The 20,411-nt window shown below is 63.5% G+C and carries 22 protein-coding genes and 1 pseudogene; 14 read left to right on the top strand and 9 right to left on the bottom strand.

The window, feature by feature from the left end; genetic code table 11:
• Positions 1-83 precede the first annotated feature (83 nt).
• The 6 genes from AWU67_RS06845 to AWU67_RS06820 all read left to right on the top strand — a co-directional run bounded on the left by AWU67_RS06845 (position 84) and on the right by AWU67_RS06820 (position 4,697).
• Positions 84-602, top strand: a complete 519-nt coding sequence (locus AWU67_RS06845) for an Asp23/Gls24 family envelope stress response protein (RefSeq protein ID WP_082716823.1) — start codon at positions 84-86, stop codon at positions 600-602.
• Complete coding sequence (locus AWU67_RS06840; protein ID WP_067227311.1) at positions 599-787, top strand: DUF2273 domain-containing protein; 189 nt, start codon at positions 599-601, stop codon at positions 785-787. The genes AWU67_RS06845 and AWU67_RS06840 overlap by 4 nt, the downstream gene beginning before the upstream one ends.
• Positions 787-1,179 carry a hypothetical protein gene (locus AWU67_RS06835; protein ID WP_067227310.1) on the top strand — a complete coding sequence of 131 codons (393 nt, stop codon included), beginning with the start codon at positions 787-789 and terminating at the stop codon, positions 1,177-1,179. The genes AWU67_RS06840 and AWU67_RS06835 overlap by 1 nt, the downstream gene beginning before the upstream one ends.
• Entirely contained in the window at positions 1,176-1,754 is a 579-nt protein-coding gene (locus AWU67_RS06830) for a DNA/RNA endonuclease G (RefSeq protein WP_067227309.1), read from the top strand. Before AWU67_RS06835 ends, AWU67_RS06830 begins: the two co-directional genes overlap by 4 nt.
• A gap of 2 nt (positions 1,755-1,756) precedes the next feature.
• A complete protein-coding gene (locus AWU67_RS06825; protein WP_067227308.1) occupies positions 1,757-2,371 on the top strand; it encodes a hypothetical protein in 615 nt (204 codons plus the stop codon).
• Positions 2,372-4,343: 1,972 nt separating this feature from the next.
• Positions 4,344-4,697 carry a hypothetical protein gene (locus AWU67_RS06820; protein WP_129586654.1) on the top strand — a complete coding sequence of 118 codons (354 nt, stop codon included), beginning with the start codon at positions 4,344-4,346 and terminating at the stop codon, positions 4,695-4,697.
• Here AWU67_RS06820 and AWU67_RS06815 read toward each other — a convergent pair.
• The gene (locus AWU67_RS06815) at positions 4,694-6,034 is read right to left on the bottom strand and encodes a D-alanyl-D-alanine carboxypeptidase family protein (protein ID WP_129586653.1); all 1,341 of its coding nucleotides are present in this window, start codon (positions 6,032-6,034) and stop codon (positions 4,694-4,696) included. The two genes, AWU67_RS06820 and AWU67_RS06815, sit on opposite strands and share 4 nt — an antisense overlap.
• Before the next feature lie 40 nt (positions 6,035-6,074).
• A complete protein-coding gene (locus AWU67_RS06810; protein ID WP_067227305.1) occupies positions 6,075-6,551 on the bottom strand; it encodes a nitroreductase/quinone reductase family protein in 477 nt (158 codons plus the stop codon).
• A 109-nt stretch (positions 6,552-6,660) separates the two neighbouring features.
• Here AWU67_RS06810 and AWU67_RS06805 point away from each other — a divergent pair, with 109 nt between their 5' ends.
• The gene (locus tag AWU67_RS06805; RefSeq protein WP_067227304.1) at positions 6,661-7,611 is read left to right on the top strand and encodes an NAD(P)-dependent alcohol dehydrogenase; all 951 of its coding nucleotides are present in this window, start codon (positions 6,661-6,663) and stop codon (positions 7,609-7,611) included.
• 129 nt (positions 7,612-7,740) lie between these two features.
• Here AWU67_RS06805 and AWU67_RS17695 read toward each other — a convergent pair whose 3' ends face one another.
• Positions 7,741-8,367: a substrate-binding domain-containing protein gene (locus AWU67_RS17695; RefSeq protein WP_234407380.1), complete on the bottom strand. Its 627-nt coding sequence runs from the start codon at positions 8,365-8,367 to the stop codon at positions 7,741-7,743.
• On the bottom strand, positions 8,367-8,738 hold the full coding sequence (locus tag AWU67_RS17690; RefSeq protein ID WP_234407379.1) for a LacI family DNA-binding transcriptional regulator: 372 nt from the start codon (positions 8,736-8,738) through the stop codon (positions 8,367-8,369). Before AWU67_RS17690 ends, AWU67_RS17695 begins: the two co-directional genes overlap by 1 nt.
• A 122-nt stretch (positions 8,739-8,860) precedes the next feature.
• Between AWU67_RS17690 and AWU67_RS06795 the strand changes: the two genes are divergently transcribed.
• From AWU67_RS06795 to AWU67_RS06775, 7 genes and pseudogenes are all read left to right on the top strand, one after another.
• Positions 8,861-10,207, top strand: a complete 1,347-nt coding sequence (locus tag AWU67_RS06795) for an MFS transporter (protein ID WP_082716822.1) — start codon at positions 8,861-8,863, stop codon at positions 10,205-10,207.
• Positions 10,208-10,254: 47 nt separating this feature from the next.
• Positions 10,255-11,847 carry a family 78 glycoside hydrolase catalytic domain gene (locus AWU67_RS17985; RefSeq protein ID WP_335339037.1) on the top strand — a complete coding sequence of 531 codons (1,593 nt, stop codon included), beginning with the start codon at positions 10,255-10,257 and terminating at the stop codon, positions 11,845-11,847.
• Positions 11,739-12,173 (top strand): annotated as a pseudogene (locus AWU67_RS17980) (alpha-L-rhamnosidase); the annotation flags it as partial. The gene AWU67_RS17985 and the pseudogene AWU67_RS17980, both read left to right, overlap by 109 nt.
• Positions 12,174-12,746, top strand: coding sequence for an alpha-L-rhamnosidase C-terminal domain-containing protein (locus AWU67_RS17975; RefSeq protein ID WP_335339041.1), 573 nt, complete (start codon positions 12,174-12,176; stop codon positions 12,744-12,746). It abuts the pseudogene before it with no gap.
• 2 nt (positions 12,747-12,748) lie between these two features.
• Complete coding sequence (locus AWU67_RS06785; RefSeq protein ID WP_067227303.1) at positions 12,749-15,001, top strand: glycoside hydrolase family 3 C-terminal domain-containing protein; 2,253 nt, start codon at positions 12,749-12,751, stop codon at positions 14,999-15,001.
• Positions 15,002-15,129: 128 nt separating this feature from the next.
• The gene (locus tag AWU67_RS06780) at positions 15,130-15,885 is read left to right on the top strand and encodes an alpha/beta hydrolase (protein WP_082716821.1); all 756 of its coding nucleotides are present in this window, start codon (positions 15,130-15,132) and stop codon (positions 15,883-15,885) included.
• 5 nt (positions 15,886-15,890) lie between these two features.
• Complete coding sequence (locus AWU67_RS06775) at positions 15,891-17,408, top strand: family 43 glycosylhydrolase (protein ID WP_082716820.1); 1,518 nt, start codon at positions 15,891-15,893, stop codon at positions 17,406-17,408.
• A 473-nt stretch (positions 17,409-17,881) separates the two neighbouring features.
• Here the strand turns inward: AWU67_RS06775 and AWU67_RS06770 are convergent, their stop codons facing one another.
• Genes AWU67_RS06770 through AWU67_RS06750 form a run of 5 tightly spaced genes read right to left on the bottom strand, consistent with a single transcriptional unit; the run spans position 17,882 to position 20,157 of the window.
• Positions 17,882-18,496, bottom strand: a complete 615-nt coding sequence (locus AWU67_RS06770; RefSeq protein WP_067227300.1) for a hypothetical protein — start codon at positions 18,494-18,496, stop codon at positions 17,882-17,884.
• Positions 18,493-19,077 carry a DUF6286 domain-containing protein gene (locus AWU67_RS06765; RefSeq protein WP_067227299.1) on the bottom strand — a complete coding sequence of 195 codons (585 nt, stop codon included), beginning with the start codon at positions 19,075-19,077 and terminating at the stop codon, positions 18,493-18,495. The genes AWU67_RS06770 and AWU67_RS06765 overlap by 4 nt, the downstream gene beginning before the upstream one ends.
• Positions 19,074-19,469 carry a hypothetical protein gene (locus AWU67_RS16910; RefSeq protein WP_082716819.1) on the bottom strand — a complete coding sequence of 132 codons (396 nt, stop codon included), beginning with the start codon at positions 19,467-19,469 and terminating at the stop codon, positions 19,074-19,076. Before AWU67_RS16910 ends, AWU67_RS06765 begins: the two co-directional genes overlap by 4 nt.
• On the bottom strand, positions 19,469-19,657 hold the full coding sequence (locus AWU67_RS06755; protein ID WP_067227297.1) for a DUF2273 domain-containing protein: 189 nt from the start codon (positions 19,655-19,657) through the stop codon (positions 19,469-19,471). The genes AWU67_RS16910 and AWU67_RS06755 overlap by 1 nt, the downstream gene beginning before the upstream one ends.
• On the bottom strand, positions 19,654-20,157 hold the full coding sequence (locus AWU67_RS06750) for an Asp23/Gls24 family envelope stress response protein (protein ID WP_082716818.1): 504 nt from the start codon (positions 20,155-20,157) through the stop codon (positions 19,654-19,656). The genes AWU67_RS06755 and AWU67_RS06750 overlap by 4 nt, the downstream gene beginning before the upstream one ends.
• Between the last annotated feature and the right edge of the window lie 254 nt (positions 20,158-20,411).

Below are 20,411 nucleotides of genomic sequence, written 5' to 3'. Positions count from 1 at the left end.
GTCTTACATGTAGGCGAATACATCGCTTGAGCGCAGACCCATCCGGTGCTTGCGTTTCCGCAGTGCACAGTGAAGAGGATTCCATGACTACCAACGACCAGAACCCGAACGTGTCCAATGTTCCCGCGTCGCCTGTTTCATCGCCCGCGGAGTCGAAGCCCGCAAGGACAAGCGCATCGCGCGTGGACCGTCCGTTCACGACGTCGCGCGTGCCAGTCAACGAGTCTGCGGCCGGAACGACGACCATCGCCGAAGGCGTCGTGGCGAAGGTGGCCGGGATTGCTGCCCGCACAGTGCCTGGCGTGTACGCGCTGGGTGGTAGTGGAGCCCGCGCGCTTGGTGCGCTCCGTAGCGCGGTGAACGTCGATGATCTGACCCAGGGGGTCAAGGTCGAGGTCGGTGAGACGCAGGCCGCCGCCGACATCACGATTGTCGTGGAGTTCCCGGCACCCGTTCAGGATGTCGCAGCAAATGTACGCGCCGCAGTGAGTGGCGCGATCAGCACCCTGGTCGGCCTGGAAGTGGTCGAGGTGAACGTCGAAGTCAATGATGTCCATCTGCCGTCCGACAATCAGGATGCGGAAGAATCGCGCGTCTCATGAGTCCGACCGTCACCGGCATCTTGATCGGGGCCTTCCTCGCTGTCTCGATCATTCTGTTCGGGTTCTGGGGTTTCCTCCTCGTCGCCCTCTTCATGGTCGTCGGCGCGCTCGTGGGCCGCATCGTGGAGGGCAAGCTTGATGTGCGTGGGATCGCGAACGCCTTCTCCGGTCGGCGCACCTCCTAATGGACGCGGCAGGAGAGGGCCGAGCTGGCGGCCTCCACCGACTCGCCGACACCGGGCCGACCCACCCCGGACGGATTGTGATCGCAGGTCGCGTCCTCGTGAAAGTCGCCGAGGAGGCAACCGCAGACGCACTCCGGGTGGACCGCGGGGACGTGTCCGCGGGGGTCTCGGAATCAGGGGGAGGAATCGCCGTCAGCATCTCCACCCGCCTTCCGGTGCCCGATCTCGACGACACGGCCGCGCTCCAGGCCGCAACGCCCGTCCTGGAACGCGTGGAGGCGGCCCAGGCTTTCCTCCGCGACCAGATCGGGCGGCTCATCGGCCGTGACATCATCCGGATCAACATGACCATTACAGGTGCGGTCGTGGAAGGCAGGAGGAGAGTGAGATGAGTTCTCCCGCGTTCCGTCGCGTCCTACGGCGAGAATCCCATTCGCCACGCACCGTCGCAATGATCGTCGCGGACGTGCTTCTCATCGTGGCACTCGGCTACATCGCTACCGAGATCGTGCTTGATCTGCTCTCCAGGCCAGCACTGCTGCTCACCCCAGCAGCCGCGGCGGAATGGATCATCGGGCTCCCCACGGCGCAACCCGGCTGGATTGTCGCCCTTGGAGCGCTGCTGTTGGCGGTGCTCGGATTCGTGTTCGTCTTTCTCTCGCTAGCCCCGGGTCGCCTTCCGAAACATCAGATGCGCTGCGGGGAACGCGCCGTGCTCGTCGACAACGGAGTCATCGCGGCCGCGCTGGCACAACACGTCAGCGACGAGACGGGGATCTCCCGCGATGACATCACCGTCGGTGTTGCGCACCGCGTTGTGGATGTCACCCTCCGCGCGGGGATCGGCGTCCCTGTCGACCAGGCCCCGCTGAAGGACCTCGTCATGAGCGAACTGGACCGTTACCAGCTCATCCCGAGCGTGAAGACCCGGGTGCGCGTGCTGCGCCCGAGAGAAAGTGACGTGTAGAGATGAATCACACCAACCGCGCCCTGAATAGAATCGTCCTGTTCATTACCGGTGTGCTCCTCCTCGCCATCGGAGTGGCACTGGTCAGCGCGATCGTGTGGCCCGTCGGCGCCGAGTGGTGGACAGCGGCGACGAAAGCGGGTCTCAGCTGGCTCGATGACATGGTCGCTGCATCTAGGATCGGCGCCACCACGGCCAGCTGGATCGCGATCGCGGCCCTCGCCGTCATCGTCTTGCTGCTGGCGATGCTGATCGTCGCTCTGGTTCGTCTGGGTGGAAAGCGCTCCCACACCGCGCTGGGCTCCCTCGGTGCGCAGAACTCGCTGGGCCGGGTCATTGTGCATGACGCTTTCATGTCCGACGCGGTGAAGCACTCCCTCGGACGTCGAGACGAGATTCTTTTCTCCAGCGTCAGTGCCGACGCCATCCACAAAACACCAGTGCTGCATGTCAGCGTCACTCCCCGGCAGAACACCTCTCCCCGGGATATCGCGCAGGACGTCGACCGACTCGTCGCGAACCTCGCCACACTCACCGGGTACGACGTCCCGACCTACATTTCTATCCATTCTGGGCTGCGTGCTCAGCTCGCGCACAACCAACGACGCCTCACCTAGTCCACACCCACCCTCAAGGAGCCTCATGCCATACCTACGCATTCTGCTTATCACCGGCGTCACGTTCGCCGCCTACACGCTCGGTGCCCGCGCCGGCCGCGGTCGCTACCGCACTATCAAAAGGAATGCGGGAAAGATCTGGAGAGCGCCCAGCATCCGGGCAGTGCGGAAAGCCACCCGTCGCGGAACCCAGAAACTCTTCCGCGCAGTCAGCATCTAAGCCTCGGGGGAGACCCCTCCTCGCTATGGTCGGCGCACCCAGTCCGCAGCCCGTGCGGCGAGGGGGCGCTGGTTGATCTGAGCGAGTCGCGGTCGACGTATTGTGCAGCGATTCCGATGCTTGTCTCAGCATTGCGCCGTTCTGGGGATCCGCGAGAGAAGCAGGGGCTGGGACGTTAAACCCGTCCGGAGGCGGGCGAGATTCTGATGGAGCTTCTTAACGATCCAGAGGTGAACGGCCAGGCGGTGAAAGCACTCGCGAAGCTCAAGCTGCCGCTATCACGTGCTGGTCTTGAGTGTATGACCGTTGATTCACGGGCTTGGGTTCCTCGAACCGCACTCAGCGCTTTGGCCAGGCCGAAATAGCGCTCTCGAAATCTGTCAGTTCAGAGTAGTAGTTCTGCTCGGAGCACCGCTCGCGGATGGGTGGTTGGAGGCGTCAAGGATTCTGAACTGATGAAGGTCGACTGCGCTCGCATCCCGTCGGCGCGGGCGGCTAGCCGTTCTTCCCAATTTGCTCAGCGTCGGGACAGGGCGACTTTCACGCCGATTCAGCCGCCGGGGCATGGTTCGTCGAGGGAGGCAAAACGAGTGTGGTCAGAAATGACCGCGGAGGGGTCAATCATACGCGCGGATACTGGTCGCGCCCGAGTTCAGCCTCTGCGGCGATGGGGACTCGTAGCCAGCTGATCAACGCCAAGAGAATTTGGCCCGAGGAAGCTCTCGCGCCACAGGCGAGGCTTGGTTGATGGAGACTTGATGCGCGCACGCTTATTCACCGCTTATTCAATCCAGGTGACCCGATATGAGTCGAGAAGTCTCGATATGATGAGCGACTATCACCCAAGAAGTTCCTAGTCAGGTCGAGTTTCCTCGAGGCCAATCGAGACATTACAGCTCGTGGGGGAGTGCCGGATGGAGTCCGCCGGTCACGGGTTCAAGTCCCGTCCGCCCTACCACGTAAACACAGGGAAGCGCGCCTGTCGGCACGAACCGGGCCGAGGGCGATCCCGTGCAAAACCCGTCCAAGTTGATCCGCCGATACACGAGTAGATGGCCCGACGACTACGCATGGCGTTCATCCCAAAGTCGCCTTCGCTAGTCATAGTTTCGGGGTATCTGTTGGGTTCCGGGCTGAGCCTCCGGATAGAACTTGATGCCACCGTTTGGGAGATCCTCACCGCGATCGGTCCGGTTTCGGCCACGGTTGTTGCTGTATGGCTTGCGGCGAAGGGAACCCTGGACCAATATGGCGCTCTTGCTTGTGTCGTGGCCGCCTGGGTGTCGGATACCTACGCCCCTGATCCATCTTTGTCCGCCTATCGCCGCACCGTTGTGATTCATCTAGTAAACGAGAGCAACGAACCCGTCTATGACGCAAAACTGTCTGTGATTGTCGGGCGCGGCGTCATTCTCGGACCGTTGACGGCCCAACGCCGATCCCCGTCATCCCGCCTCGACGTGAATTGGAGTTTGATATCTCAATTCCGCTGTTGGCCCACGGCGACACATTTAGCCCTCGAGTGGAGCTGATGCTCTCAGACCCCCCGGGCGACGCTGGCTCAGGGATGCAGAGGGCAAGCTTTCAGATATCACCGGCGCAGAGTCAAAATGGGAACCTGTAGCCCCCGAAGATCCATCAGTTGCGGCGCAGCTCGGAAATCCACAGGACGCCGCCAATCCCATGGCGCTCGTGATTCTGTTCCAGAATCTCCTCCGTGAAAGCCCCAGCGGGGCTGACGTGGATCGGATCGTGAATGAAACGCTTGCACCAGAAGCTGGTGCTTGGTCGATGGCTGACTGGGACGCAGTTCGCGACGATCTAGCGAACTACCAGCCGACATCCTTGGTGGACTACCCCGCGTCGCACATCGCGCGCGTCAAGCTTTCTGGAGACGTCTCGTTGGAAGGGAAACAGGTTGTCGGGCAGTCAGGTCTCGAACTTGAAGACAAGATGTTCGTGACCCTTGCCTTTTCTGCTGAGCGGGGCTGGCGTATATGGGGCGTTGGCAACAATGTGGAGCCGCACCAGACTCAGTTCCCGATAGGAGAATTCTCAGTCAGCCCGAATGCCTGCCTCAGGCTTCGCGGCGGAGCTGTCTGCTAGAAGTCCGGGTTGGTGAGTCGTTGCCAGAGCGTGGGCGCAGCGATGTCTTCGGCGAGAGTGAGCGGCACGCTGATCAACGCCGGCTGGTCCAGCGCCGGCGCGCTGAGCGTGAACTCGAGCGAACCAACCTTGGACCCAGTGTCGCCGTTCTCCAAGGGCTTCGCTTTCGCCTGTGCGGTAACGGTCGTGCCCTTCCACACCAGCACCGACGCGTCGGCGCCAGCCACGACATCGCTGCTCTTCTCCTCACCGCCGATCCAATCGGGTGAGTACGAGCCCACACGCTCGCCTGCTGTGACGAGCTGCACCCGTTCGAAAGCGGATGGAGCGCTTTCGAGCACATCGAGGAGCGCTGCGTTGCGCTCTCCTGCATTCACCGCCCCGAGAGTCGCGCCGACCACCGTGACGGTAGTGTCACCCACCGGCACTACGGCTGAGAAGAGAATGCACGAACCCGAAGCATCGTCGGTGCCCGTTTTCATACCCGTAATACCCGCCGTGCCCAACAGGCTGTTGAGGTTCTTGATCTCTCCGATGTCCGGCAAGATCGCAGTCTTCTCCGACACAACGCTTGCGAGCACGGGGTTCGCGAGCGCCAACTTTCCGATCTCGACTAGATCTCTCGTGGTGCTCACATTGGATGCCCCGAGCCCACTCGAATTGGTGAGAGTGGTGCCCGTGAGCCCATGCTTGTCGAGCCACGTCTGAGTGGCCCCGAGGAACTCGTCGACGCTCCCGAATGCCCAGATCACGAGTGTTTTGCTGTAGTTGTTGGCGGAAGGCAGCATCATCGCTTCCAGCACCTGCCGCTGCGTGAGCACCGACCCAGAGACGACTTCTTCCCACGAGCCGTTCTCTGCGATCGAGTCGTCGAGCCATTGCACGTCATCGTCGGTGATGTCGATCTTCGGACCGTTCTCGCCAGCGGCGATGGGCTTGTGGTCCAGCACAACGAGCGACGTGATCACCTTCGTGAGGCTTGCGATGGGAAAAGGGTCTTCTCCTCCGCTCGAGCTCAAGACTCCGTCGAAGCCGACAGCACCCAGTGCGCCGCGGCCCACCGAGGGCCACGCGATCTGCGATGCAGCGCTGGTCTCGACAACCGGAACGGTAATCGCGGCGGTGACAGTGGGCATCGGCTGGGAGAGCGCAGCCGTGCTGTACCCGGCGGATCCGACAACGACGATTGCGGTGACTGCCGCGACGAATCGGCGGCGACGAAATACTCGCGCCGAGACTGTGGAATTCATTAGACAACTATCACACGGCCAAGTGTGCGTCCCTGCAATGCGCCACACCCGCGGCGTGCTGGTCTCTACGATCGTCACATTATCCACGTCCCAGTTTCTAGCGGGCCGTGAGATCGCTCGTGCCAGCTCAGCGATTCGGACCGGCCAGTGGCTCCAGGATCACGACCGCGGTCTCGGCCGATCGAAGCGCCGCAAGGCTGTCCAGCCCCGTATCGATGTCGCGCCACCTGGCCCAAAGCCGCGCGCGCTCGTCGCCCTGCGCGGCGCGAGCGTGCACGAGACGCGGGCCGTCCCGAACGACCACCCTCGCATCTGGTTGGGCCTGGAGATTGAGCCACCACGCCGGGTCCGGGGCCGCCCAACCGTTCATGGCCATCGTGACGAGGTTGGGACCGTCTTCGAAGTAGCCGAGGATCACCTCTCGCTCCTCGCCGGTGCGCCGCCCGATGGTCGTCAAGTGGAGCGTTCCCCAGCCTTGAGGCTTGGGGCGCCACAATCCGACTCGTCCACGGGTGATTCGGTAGATGGCCCGGTGGATGCCCCAGGCGAGCCTGACGAACCAGCGAGGTGGAATCCTCGGTCGTTCCTCCTGTGCTCTCGACACGGGTGGATCCTACTCGCCAGCGCCCGTGCCCACGATGGTCTCGTAGAAGCCCTGCGTAAGCTTGCGACATGTCCAGGTCCCTGCGTCCTGCCCTTGGCGGCCGATCAGCATGAGGGCCGTCGTCTTCGACCGGTACGGCCCTCCCGAGGTGCTCAGGGTCGAAGACGTTCCGGTGCCGTCGCCGGGCGCGAATCAGGTGCTCGTTGAGGTCGCCGCGACATCCGTCAACCTCTCGGACTGGGAGGGGCTGACCGGATCTCCGGGGTACGCGCGGATCGGGGGCCTGCGCGCCCCGGCACGCCGGGTGCTGGGCTCCGACATCGCGGGGCGCGTCGCAGCCGTCGGCTCCGGCGTCACGCGGTTCCGTCTGGACGATGAGGTGTACGGCGACAATCTGGGCCTCATGGGTGGTTTCGCCGAGTACGCGGTGGCTCCTGAGGCGGCGCTCGCACACAAGCCCGAGGAGCTGACGTTCGCCGAGGCCTCGACGTTGCCTCAGGCGGGCTCGATCGCGCTGCAGGGAATCGCACTCGCACGGCGCGGGCAGCGCGTGCTGATCAACGGGGCGGGCGGCGGGGCGGGCTCGTTCGCGATTCAGCTCGCCACGCTCGCCGGGGCGCACGTGACCGGCGTCGACAACGCGGGCAAACTCGACTTCATGCGGGAGCTCGGCGCCGACGAGGTGGTCGACTATCGCAGCGAGGACTTCACCAGGATCGGACGGTACGACCTCGTGCTCGATCTTGTTTCACACCGATCCGTGTTCCCCTACTGGCGGGCGCTGGCTCGCGGAGGCCGCTACCTCGGCGTCGGCGGAAACGTACGAACGCTGCTGGGAGTCGCTACGGTCGGAGCTGCGCTCGGCCTGCTCACCGGGCGCCGGCTGGGCGTCCTCATTGTCAGGCAGGGGCCGAAACAGTTCACGCCCGCCGCCGAGCGTTGCATAGCTGGCGACCTTCGCATCCATATCGACCGCACCTTCTCTCTCGATGAGGTGCCTCAGGCGCTCGCCTCTGTCGGTGAGGGGTGCGCGCGGGGCAAGGTGGTCGTCACACCGTAAGTGAGCCCGGATCGTGCGCGAAGAGTGGGCCTGTCGCCGCGGAGGCGTCAAGGCTCAGTCGGAGACGAAACACGCTCAAAACTGAACCATCCACCTGCCGACCTCAGCACGCGTGATGATCGAGTGCATCTACGAGCTGCGTTGTGCCCGAGAAGTGGAGGTCCGTGCGATAACTTCAACAGCGGCTGCAGGCCCTGGAGAGGGCGCCGGGGTCCCATTGATCGCACTGATGGCCAGTGCGGCGAAGTATCGACCCAGGCCAACGATGTCCACCCGCACGGTCGACAGCTGTGGCTCGAACATCAGAGCGATGGGCGCATCGTCGTGCCCGATCACCGACAGTTCACCCGGCACCTGGATCCCCATGCGAAGCGCAGTCCCGACAATGGTCGCAGCGATGTCATCGTTGTATGCGGCGACGCCGGTGACGCCATCACTGAGCCAGTCGCGAATCAAACGTGGAAGACCTGTGGAGAGTTGGTCCACATCGGCGGTGAGAAGCGGTGAGATGCCCAGTGACGCTGCTGCGTCGTTGGCGTGAGCTCGTCGGGCCTCCACGAGATCAGCGACACGGGGGTCGCGGGAGCCGGCAAACGCGATGCGTCGATGCCCGAGTCCGTAGAGGTGCTCGATCTGTAGCGCTGGTCCGGGTTCCAGATACTCCCCGTCGTGGCTGTCTGGGTCCGGAATGAGTCTGGAGATACCCGCCGCCCGTATGGACTCGATCTGTTCCGGACTGAACTGAGTCATCGACATCACGACATCCGGTTGCAGTGTTTCCCACAGTGGTCGCGCGTGGCCGGTCGGGTGGGGGTGTAGGTGATCAGTGAGTATCCTGCCTCATCGAGAGCCAATGACGCCTCTTCGATGTTCCGGCGAAGGTTGAAGTCGATCGGCCAGTCGGGAAGAACCAGCAGCACGAGGTGTGAGCGCCCGCTTGCAAGGGCTCTGGCCGCGCTGTGCGGTCGGTACCCGAGTCGCTGAGCCTCGGCCTGCACACGCTTCCGAGTTGACGGCGAGATGGTCTGGCCCGGCGTGTTGTTGAGGACGAACCCGACCGTTGCGCGAGATATGCCGAGCGAGCGAGCGATGTCTGCGGCGGTCGTGCGCCGATCTGGCTGATCCACATGGTCTCCGTTGCTCTGTCGCGCCAATTAACTTGCGCGTGCTAGTGAGCCTAATGTAGCATCCTCGACTAGTCACTAGCACGCGCTAGTAATTGCACCTCGAGCCCGACAATGGAGTCCAGATGAACCCACACCCGCACGGCGAAGAACTCGTTGTCACGCCCGCACCCTCTCCGCTGCCCACGGTGACGGTCGATCCAGATGCGCTGGAGAAGACGGCCGATTCCGACGGCACCCAGCCCAAGGTCGGCGCCCGGTACATCTGGCTGATGGTTCTCGCCCAGTTCGGCGTCTTCATAGCATTCATCACGCCGATCGCCATTTCCCTTGCCATCCGGGTGCAGGAGCTTGCTCCGCAGAACCAGGAATACCTCGGCTACATCACGGGCGCCGGTGCGCTTGTCGTCATGATCTCCGGCCCGTTCCTCGGAGTAGCCAGCGACCGCACCCGCACCCGGCTCGGCCGTCGTCGTCCATTCATGATCGTCGGCACGCTCGTCGGCGTCGCGTCGCTCATTGTGATGGCGCTTGCTCCCTCCGTGTTGATCCTCGGCCTCGGCTGGATCCTCGCGCAGCTCGGCTGGGGTCAGGTTCTGGGCAATCTGCAGATCTCCACCGCTGACAGGCTGCCCGAGTCCCAGCGCGGCAAGGTCGCCGGACTCACCGGCTTCGCCACCCAGATCGCGCCCGTGTTCGGCGTGGTGATCGCGTCCGGCCTCACCGGCAACCCGCTGCTGCTCTTCATCGTGCCCGGACTCGTGGGCGTCATCCTCGTCGCACTCTTCGTCATCTTCGTTCGCGAAGAGGACAGCCGGGGCAATCGCTTTGAGGAGCGGATCACGCTCCGCTCGCTGCTCGGCAAATACCTCTACAACCCCCGTCAGTATCCGGACTTCTCCTGGAACTGGCTCGGTCGCTTCTTCTTCTACTTCGGACTCACCCTCAACACGACCTTCACGGCGTTCTTCTTCGCCTCACGTCTGGGTATTCCTGTCGCTGAGGTGGCCGGAATCATCGCTCTTCTGGGCGGGGTGGGCGTTCTTGCGACCACCATCGGTGCGATTGGCGGAGGCTTCCTGTCTGACAAGCTGCGTCGCCGTCGGCTCTTCCTGGTCATCGCGGGATCTCTGATGGCGATCGGCATGCTCACGATGGCGTTCTCCGCGGATCTGTCGGTCCTCATCGCAGGTTCGCTGGTCGTGTCCGCCGGCATCGGCGCCTTCGCCGCGGTCGATCAGGCATTGCTGCTCGACGTTCTCCCCGAACGGGAGACCGATGCCGGACGGTTCATGGGCATCACCGGCTTCGCCACCTCCATTCCGCAGGCGACCGCACCGCTCGTCGCGCCCCTGTTCCTCGCGATCGGAGCAACCGCCGGGGATAAGAACTACACCGCATTGTTCATCGTCGCGGCAGTGTGCGTCTTCGCTGGCGGTTTGGTCGTTCTGCGCATCAAGTCCGTTCGCTGACTCCATCCGCCTCATCTGTTCGCGTCCACGCCCTAAGGAGCACCACCATGTCTGCACCCGCAGCAGCCTTTGTTACCCCGAGCTTTCCTGCCGGGCACGAAGGTGACCCGGCCCCGTACTTCCGCCGTGCCTTTGACGCATCCGCAGGGTTACTGCGTGCAACCCTGCGCGTGACCGCGATTGGTCTCGTCGAACCTTGGCTGAACGGCCAGCGGGTCGGGGAGGAGGTGCTCGCACCGGGCTGGACCTCCTACCGGCACCGGCTCGCAGTCAGCACCTATGACGTAACCACGACCGTGGCGACGGGCGAGAACGTCTTCGGTGCCATCGTCGGCGAAGGGTGGGCCCTGGGCCGACTGGGCTGGGAAGAGCGCCGCAATCACTACAGCGACCGCCCCGCGCTGTGGGCAGAACTTCGACTCGAGTATTCAGACCGCGTCGAAACCATCACCACGGACGACTCCTTCCGGGTATCAACAGGGGCTATCCGTTCATCGAGCATCTATGACGGCGAGGTCGTGGATGCCCGGCTCGATCCGATCGGCTGGAACGAGGCAGGATTCGACGCCTCAGGCTGGCACCCGGTCGAGCGCCTGGACTGGCCGGCGGAATCGTTGATCGAGCCCATCGCCCCGCCGATCCGCCGGATCGAGGAGCTGGCGCCCGTCTCGATCAGCCGCAGCTCGACGGGGCGCACCATCGTGGACTTCGGTCAGAACATCTCGGGCTGGGTGCGGTTCACCGTGAACGCCGCATCCGGCGACACGATCACGATCCGGCACGCCGAAACCGTGACGGCAGGCGAGATCGATGTCGAGACTATTCGCACCGCGAAAGCCACCGACGTCTACATTGCCCGCGGCGACGATGCCGAAACGTTCGAGCCGAGATTCACCTTCCACGGTTTCCGCTATGCCGAAATCGATGGCTGGCCGGGCGAGGTGCTGGCAGATGACGTGCGGGCAATCGTCGTGCACAGCGACATGGTCCGGACGGGGTGGCTGGAGACTTCGAACGAGCTTCTGAATCGACTGCACTCCAACGCAGTGTGGTCGATGCGCGACAACTTCGTCGGCGTACCAACCGACTGCCCGCAACGGGACGAACGGCTCGGCTGGACCGGGGACATCAACGCATTCGCCCCGACCGCCGCGTTCCTCTATGACGTGCGAGGCGTGCTCGGATCGTGGCTGTGCGATCTTGCTGCGGAGCAGGCCGAGAAGGGATTCGTGCCCTGGGTTGTGCCGGATGTGCTCTCGACGCCATCCTCACCGACCGCGCTGTGGAGCGACGTGGCGGTGAGCCTGCCGTGGGCGTTGTACCGCGAGTACGGCGATCCGGGGATTCTTGCGGATGCGTACACCTCGATGATCACGTTTATCAGGCAGGTCGCCGGGCTGCTGGATGAGGACGGGCTGTGGAGCTCCGGATTCCAGTACGGGGACTGGCTTGACCCTGATGCCCCATGGACAACCCCGCCGGTGGAAAGACTGACCGGCACCTCGTCGCCGCGGCGTACCTGTGCAAGACCACGCGAGAGATGGCCGACACGGCTCGCATCCTCGGCCACGAAGACGACAGCCGGGAATTCGGCGCCCTGGCCGAACGAGTGCGCACGGCTTTCGTCAACGAGTACGTGAGCGCCCAGGGGCGCGTCGTCAACGAGACGGCGACCGCTTATGCCCTCGCCATCACCTTCGACATTCTCGACGAGCGCCAGAAGCGCAAGGCCGGAGATCGGCTCGCCGCCTTGGTCGCGAAGGCCGGCTACCGCATCTCCACCGGGTTCGCGGGCACGCCGCTAGTCACCGACGCACTCTCCAGCACCGGCCACCTGGACGAGGCGTACCTGTTGCTTCTCGAAACCGGATGCCCGTCCTTCCTGTATCCGGTCACCATGGGCGCGACGACGATCTGGGAACGGTGGGATTCCATCCGGCCAGACGGCAGCATTAACCCGTCGGGGATGACATCGCTGAACCACTACGCGCTCGGCGCCGTTGTGGACTGGATGCACCGCACCATCGGTGGCTTGAGTGCGCTTGAACCCGGCTACCGACGGGTGCGCATCGCGCCTCAGCCGGGCGGCGGGCTGACATCAGCGACCCTGCGCCACGACACTCGTCACGGCGCGATCAGCATCGCTTGGGCCCTCGAGAACGGGGCCGTGTCCGTAGGGGTCGTCGTACCGGAGGGGGTGGAGGCGGAGGTTGTGCTGCCACTGCACCCCGAGGGTGACTCCGCCATCATGGTTGGAGCCGGCGAACATTTCTGGGAGTACGCACTCGCGGAGGGCGCCGCCGAACGACGCAGCTACAGTCTCGATTCCACGCTGCGCCAGATCGCTGACGATGCGCTCGCCTGGAAGCTGTTCACCGAGGCCTTTTCCGCCCACTATCCCGGTGTCCCATTGGACGGCAGCGCACCCGAAGCCGCCGCCATGTCCGTGCGCACCATGCTCGACTTTGTTCCGGGCGCCAGCGAGCAACTTCGATCTGACCTCACCGTGGCTCTCGAGGCCGCCTCACAAGGAGCCTGACCATGACCGTTGACATCTCAACTCTGACCCTCGAGCAGAAGGCTTCCCTGCTTTCCGGCCACGATTTCTGGTCAACCAAGGCGATCCCCGAAGCAGGGATCCCGTCGGTTGTTCTGACGGACGGGCCTCACGGTGTGCGGCGCCAAGCCGGCGACGCGGATCACCTCGGAATCAACGAAAGCCTCCCGTCGACGTGCTTCCCGCCCGCCGTGGCCGTCGGCAGCAGCTGGGACCCCGAGCTCGCGGCACGCGTCGGCGCGGCAGTTGGTCGGGAAGGACGCGCGTTCGGGGTGACCGTGATCCTCGGACCCGGTGTCAACATCAAACGGAGCCCGCTGTGCGGACGAAACTTTGAGTACTACTCCGAAGACCCCTACTTGTCCGGCGTGCTCGGCGCGGCCCACGTCAGAGGCATGCAACAGACCGGCGTTGGCGCATCGGTGAAACACTTCGCCGCCAACAACCAGGAACACGAGCGGATGCGGATCAGCGCTGACGTCGACGAACGCACACTTCGCGAGATCTATCTGCCCGCCTTCGAACGCGTCGTTATCGAAGCAAAGCCCGCGACGGTGATGTGCTCGTACAACAAGATCAATGGAATTTACGCGTCACAGAACGGCTGGCTTCTCACCGACGTGCTCCGCACTGACTGGGGATTCGCGGGCGCAGTCGTCTCCGACTGGGGCGCGGTCAGTGACCGTGTTGCCGGCGTCGCCGCTGGCATGGACCTTGAGATGCCGGGCAGCGGCGGAGCGACCGATCGGCAGATTGTGGATGCCGTGCGTTCCGGTGTCCTCGACGAAGCTCTCGTGGATGACGCTGTGCGCCGCGTGCTCGCGCTCACGGAGCTCCCGCACGACGCCACCGATGATCTCGACGTTGATGGCCATCACGCCCTGGCCCGCGAACTGGCGGCCGACTCCATCGTTCTGCTCAAGAACGATGCCGACACCCTCCCGGTGAAGGCGAACACGCGGCTCGCTGTGATCGGTGCGTTCGCGACAGAGCCCCGCTTCCAAGGCGGGGGAAGCTCCCACATCAACCCGACCAAGGTCGACGTTGCACTCGACGCCATCCGCGACCAAGCCTGGACCGATGGTGTCACCGTCGAGCATGCACACGGGTTCTCTCTCGACGGATTCGGCGACGCGGCGCTCATCGAGGCGGCGACCGAGGTGGCCGGCCGCGCCGACATCGCCATCGTGTTCGTCGGGCTGAGCGACAGCGACGAATCCGAAGGCTTCGACCGCGACACGCTTGCCCTCCCACAGAATCAAATCGACCTGATCCAGGCTGTCGCCGAGGTCGCCCCGCGCACCGTTGTCGTGTTGTCCAACGGTGGTGTCGTCTCCCTCGAGGGATGGCACGATCGGGTGGACGCCATCGTCGAGGGTTGGCTCCTCGGCCAAGCGGGCGGCTCCGCGCTCTCCGACGTGCTATTCGGGCACGTGAATCCGTCGGGACATCTCGCCGAGAGCATCCCGGTGCGCCTGGAAGACAACCCGAGCTGGCTCAACTTTCCTGGCGAACACGGTCACGTCCGTTACGGCGAGGGCGTCTTTGTCGGCTACCGCTACTACACCACGGCGGGCGTGCCTGTGCGCTACCCCTTCGGCCACGGCCTGAGCTATACCAGCTTCAGCACCGATGACCTCTGCATCCAACCCGTCGGGGATGCTGAGGTTGAGGTGTCGGTGACGGTAACGAACACCGGAGACCGTGCCGGCAAGCACGTCGTTCAGCTGTACGTCGCCGGCGGTGCCGCACCGGTACGTCGCCCTGTGCGTGAACTGCGTGGTTTTGCGAAAGTTTCGCTCCAACCGGGGGAGTCGACGACCGTTTCCCTCCTCCTGGATCGCCGCGCATTCGCGCACTGGGACGTCGAAGTGGGCCGTTGGGTGGTTCCAGCTGGTGAATACCTTGTACAGGTGGGAGCGGATGCCTCCACCGTGTTGCGTGAACAGGCGATCACACTAGCCGGCGATTCGATCGTGCGTGAGCTGACGCTGAGTTCAACGGTGGGGGACTGGTTCGGGCATCCGATCGTCGGACCGCTGCTGATGCAGGGGATGGCGGCGGGCATGACTGAGGAGCAGGCGCAGCAGGCGGCGGAGAATCCGGACCAGTTGAAGATGGTGGAATCCATGCCGATGCAGCAGTTCCTCGCGTTCACGCAGGGCGCGATCCCGACCGCGACGCTGGAGCAGCTGATGCGGTTGTCCACGGCACCTACAGTGCCGGCGTCGCTGTAGTGAATTCGAGGGAGTGGCTCGCACGCCACGAACGTCTCGTCGCATATCGCGACGTTTCGGTGCCGGGACTGGGCGGCCCGAGCGTTCGCACACGCCAGTACGGGCCCCGTCTGGGATCCGCCGAAAGCATGGCCCCGTTGCTGTGGGTTCACGGCGGCGCGTTCATCGGTGGCGGCCTTGATCAGAACGAATCGCATGCTGTCGCCCTCGGCATCGCTGCGACTGGGCGCCCGGTGATTACGGTCGACTATCGGTTGGCGCCTGCCGTCAACTGGCTCAAACCGCTCGCGGAACGCGACCTGAAACCGGGCACTCGCTACCCAGCCGCATTAGACGACGTCTCGGCCGCGTTGCAGTGGATAGCGAATCGTGCGCCCCACGTCGTCCTTGGTGGCGCCAGCGCCGGAGCCGCACTCGCCGCGGCGACTGTGCTCCGAAATCGTGACAGCGGAGGATTTCGTCCGGATGCGCTCGCCCTGGCTTACGGAACCTTCCATTCCGCCCTTCCTGAGGTTTCTCCCGCACTCCGTCGGCGTATTCGCGGCTGGCACGGCATCACGCAGTTCCGACCGTCGACCGTCGACCGAATGAATCTCAACTATGCCGGCTCCCACGCGGCGCTCACTGACCCATACGCGTTCCCCGGCAATGCCGACGTGACCGGGTTCCCGCCCACCTTGCTCCTCGACGCCGACCGCGACTCGCTGCGCAGTTCCGGCGAGAAGTTCCGCGACGAGTTGACATCCGCCGGGGTACACACGCGCCACCAGGTCGTTCCGCGGTCCCGGCACGGCTTCCTCGATCGGCCGGGTAGGAGCGCGTACGACATCGGCTTCGAAACCATCATCGACTGGCTCGCGAGCCACGACCCTGAAAAGAGCTAAACGCGATGAGTGCAGTGAGTGTTCCGGTGAATCCGTTTCTACCGCTGGATGAATACATCCCGGACGGGGAGCCGCACGTCTTCGGTGATCGGGTGTATCTCTTCGGATCCCATGACGAAGAAGGCGGCGACACCTATTGCCCGTTGGACTACGTCTTCTACTCTGCCCCGATCGATGACCTCTCCAACTGGACCAACAACGGCGTCAACTATCGGGCGCAGCAGGATCCCGGATACTCGAACCGCCGGCCGTACCTGTTCGCCCCCGACGTGGTGCGCGGAAACGACGGCCGGTACTACCTGTATTACAGTCTGGCCGGCCCCAAGGGTAGCGGCGGGTATTCGGGGCCCATCAGCGTGGCCGTCTCGGACGCCCCCGACGGACAATACGAGTACCTGGGCAACATCCGAAATGCTGATGGCACTGTCTACGACGAGCACGTGCTCTTCGACCCGGCCGTCATCAACGACGACGGACAGATTCGCCTCTACTACGGCGCATGCTACCCATTCGATGACCTGCCCGCGTGGCTGCGCCCTCTGACATACCCGATCCAGACAAAGATCTTCGGCAAGAGTCGGGCGCGGATCAAGGCCGTCGACAGCATCTTCGGCGCAATGGCTGTCGAACTCGCCGATGACATGCTGACCGTGACCAACATTCCACAACGCATCATCCCCACCAAGACAAAGGGCACCGAGTTTGAAGGGCACTCCTTCTGGGAGGCCAGCTCCATCAGAAAGATTGGCTCGACGTACTACTTCGTGTACTCATCGATCAAGTCCCACGAGCTGTGTTATGCCACGAGTGAATTTCCCGACCGTGGCTTCGTGTATCGAGGAACGATTGTCTCGAACGGCGACGTCGTGTTCGAAGGGCGGAAGCCAGAAGATCGCGTCAACCAAACCGGAACGAACCACGGCAGCATCGAACAGCTCGGCTCGCAATGGTTCGTGTTCTATCACCGCAATACGCACGGATCTCGCTGGAGCCGTCAGGCCTGCGTGGAGCCCATCACCATCCTGCCCGACGGTTCTGTCCCGCAGGTTGAGATCACCAGTACTGGGTTCCATGACGGTCCTCTGCTGGCCGACGGGCGCTACTCGGCGATGATCTGCAGTTCGCTCCGCAAAGGACGCATGCCCCACGGCCCGGCACGGTGGAGATCAGTGCCCACCATTTCAAGCGACGATGTCGATCGTTTCGTGGGAGACATCACGTCGGGAACAGTCATCGGATACAAGCGTTTCCGGTTCGATGGGCCGACCGAGCTTTCCATCCGAACGCGGGGAAACGGGACTGGTGGCCTCCTCGTGTCGATCGACAACGAGGCAGTCAGCACAGTATCGATCGGCCCGTCCACAGACTGGACTCGGCGAGCTGTCAGAGTCGAGCGGGCCGGGGTTGGAGAACTGACTTTTAGCTACTCGGGGCGCGGATCGATCGACCTGCTTGACATCGAATTCGCCCCGTTGGGCGAGGAGCTTGCCACAGCGCCACACCGCAGAGCGTCAGCACCGTGAACCTCTGGCGCAGCGCGCTCAATAGCTGGCGGGTAGCGATGGTAGAGGGTCGCGCTCGGCTCGAGACTTGATGCGCGCACGTTTACTCAACGTCTATCCACTCCAGATGACCCGAGATGAGTCGAGGAGTCTCTATACAATTGGGGAACATCACGCAAGAAGTTCCTAGTCAGGTGGAAATTACTCGAGGTCAACCGAGGCATTGCGGCTCGTGCGGGAGCCTCCGGTGGAGCCCGACGGTCACGGGTTCAAGTCCCACTCGCCGTACTGTAATTTGCTCTTGATCGAGGCCTTCCTTTGCACATCGGTCAATTGGGATCACTTGGCGCCGCTGCACTCCGCTCTGGCCTCCGGTCCAGATCTGAGACACAGACAAACCGCGTCTCACCCAACCCCTCAACATTCCCATGCTGCGCCGGAGATTAGCAGGATTCGGAAGCAGGGCGGGAGGCTCCGGGGTGTTCGGTCGCGGCTTAAGCGAGGCGTCGTTGGTCATGTGCAAGGCGTGCGCGCAGCCCAGAGTGGAGCGATATGTAGGTGGGTACGTTCGTCCCGGTCAGGGTCGCTAGGTTCGCGACGAGCTGATCGACATCCTGCACGACGTCCAGCGGGGAAGTGTTCTGTCGCGGGGTGATGCTGACGTGCATGACCGGTGTCTTGCGGATGTCGTCGGCGCTAACGCTAGAGAACAGAATTTCTCGTCGTTGTCCGAGTGAGTGCTTCAACGAGTCAGCCGCAAAAGCCTCGTGCACGGTCACACTGCCCAGCGGGTTCTGTGCCCCGGCCGACTGCAAAACCGTGTGTGAGCGCGCCCCGCCGATCCGAGTCAGAACTACGACCAGCATCACCATAAGAACGACAATGAGAGCGACGGCCGCGACAGCGACCCAACTGATTGAGGTCGTCCCGATCCTGGTTGCAGCGATGATGCCGTCGAGCCAGCTCAGCGCAGTCTGCGTAGCGCTGGTCCAGACCTCGGCCGCGGCGGGCCAAGCTTGTGCGGCGAGCACCGCGGCGCCGATGCTGAGCAAGAGCACACCAATTATGAAGAGGACAATCCTGTTCAGGGCGCGGTTGGTGTGGTTCATGTTCCCAGCTCGCTTTCTTTCGGTCGAGCCACACGGACCTTGGTCTTGACGCTCGGTATGAGTTGGTAGTTATCCAGCTCGGCCCTGACGAGCGCTTGCACCGGATCTCGGTCCATGGGGACTCCGAAAGCCGGGCGTATTGTGACGTCCACGGTGCGGTGGGCCACGCCGACGGTGATGTCGTCGCGGGCGACGCCGGTCTCGTCACTGATGTGCTGTGCCAGAGAGGCGGCGATGACGCCGTTATCGACGAGCACGGCGCGCTCCCCGCAGCGCATCTGATGTTTGGGGAGGCGACCCGGAGTGAGCGCGAGGAAGACGAACACGAACCCAAGGATGGCCATTGCCGCCCCACCGATTCCGATCACCCATCCGGGTTGTGCAGTGGGGAGCCCGACTATCCACTGTGCGGCCGCCGCGGGTTCAAGCAGCAAAGCCGGTCTGGAGACCAAGTCGAGCACGAGCTCCGTCCCGATGTACGCGAGCGAAAGTAAGAGCAGCGTCACGGCGACGACCATCGCAACGGTGCGCGGAGAGTGGCTTTCTCGCCGCAGGATTCGGCGGAACACGGGGGGAGTCATAGCACTCTCCTCTTCGCCGCAATGACTGCGCCCGTGATGGTCATGTTGACGCGGGTGACGTCGCGACCGGTGAGTTGCGTTATCCGGTCACGGAGTTGATTTTGGATGGCCTGGACGCGCTCGAGGACGGGGGTTCCCTGTTGAATGGCGTCTATGTCATCGAGTTCTGGCACGGGGAGAGGGGTGGAGATCGTGAGCGCCATCCCTCCCCGCGCTTCCGACACTTCTACAGAGAGGTGACCACGTTGCACCCGGAGGGCGTCCGCCGTCGCTTCCTCGGCGACTCTCACGAGGACGCGTTCTCTGACGACGGTGCGGCCGGGGTGCGTCGGCGCCGCATCGGCGACCCGGTGGGCTCCGCCGCCGGTTCGGCCCGCTTGTGCGGAGTCCATTAGGAGGTGCGCCGGCCAGAGAAGGCGTTTGCGAGCCCGCGCACGTCGAGCTTTCCAGACATGATGCGGCCCACGAGCGCACCGATGCCCATGAACAGGGCGACGAGGAGGAATCCCCACCATCCGAACACGAGGATCGAGACAGCAAGAATGACACCAATCATGGCGCCGATGACGGTCTGACTCATGAGACGCGCGACTCTTCCTCGTTCTTGTCGTCGGACGGCAGGTGCACGTCATTGACTTCCACATTGACCTCAACCACTTCGAGACCGACGAGGGAGCTGATCGCACCGCTCACGACCGCTCGCACATTGGCGGCTACATCTTGGACGGGCGCCGGGTATTCCACCACGATGGTGATGTCGGCGGCGGCCTGGGTCTCGCCGACCTCGACCTTGACCCCTTGGGTCAGATCATCTGCGTTCACCACACTGCGTAGGGCGCCGAGCGCTCGTGCTCCGCCGCCACCGAGAGCGTAGACCCCGGGAACCTGCCGGGCCGCGATTCCTGCAATCTTTGCGACGACACCTTCGGCGATAATGGTCGTTCCGGCCGCGGACTGGTCTGACACTACGCGCGACTGCGTGAAAGGGCGATCCACCCGGGACGTGCCAACGCCCTCACGCTTTGAGATGGACGGTGACGAAACGCTCGGGGTGGTCAGGTTCTGGTCATCAGTAGTCATGGGATCCTCTTCACTCTGCGATGCGGCAAACGCAATCACCGTGTGGTCCTGCGCCGAAGCGATGTTCTCGCTCTACCTGTAAGACGCGACGAGACTGACATTCGTCACGCAGAAGGCCACAAACAGTTTTGGGAAACCTCTGAACACGCGTGTCCCACATGGCAGACCGCTTGAAGCCTGGGTGGTGGGCCGCGCCGACACGAGCGTATTCTTCTGGCGCAGGCTGCATTCGTACCAGGGAGAACTCGCTGAAG

Origin of the sequence: Microterricola viridarii, from assembly GCF_001542775.1 — a bacterium.
Lineage (GTDB): Bacteria > Actinomycetota > Actinomycetes > Actinomycetales > Microbacteriaceae > Microterricola > Microterricola viridarii_A.
The sequence above is the reverse complement of the archived record's forward strand: the minus strand, read 5'-3'. Positions and strand labels throughout refer to the sequence as shown.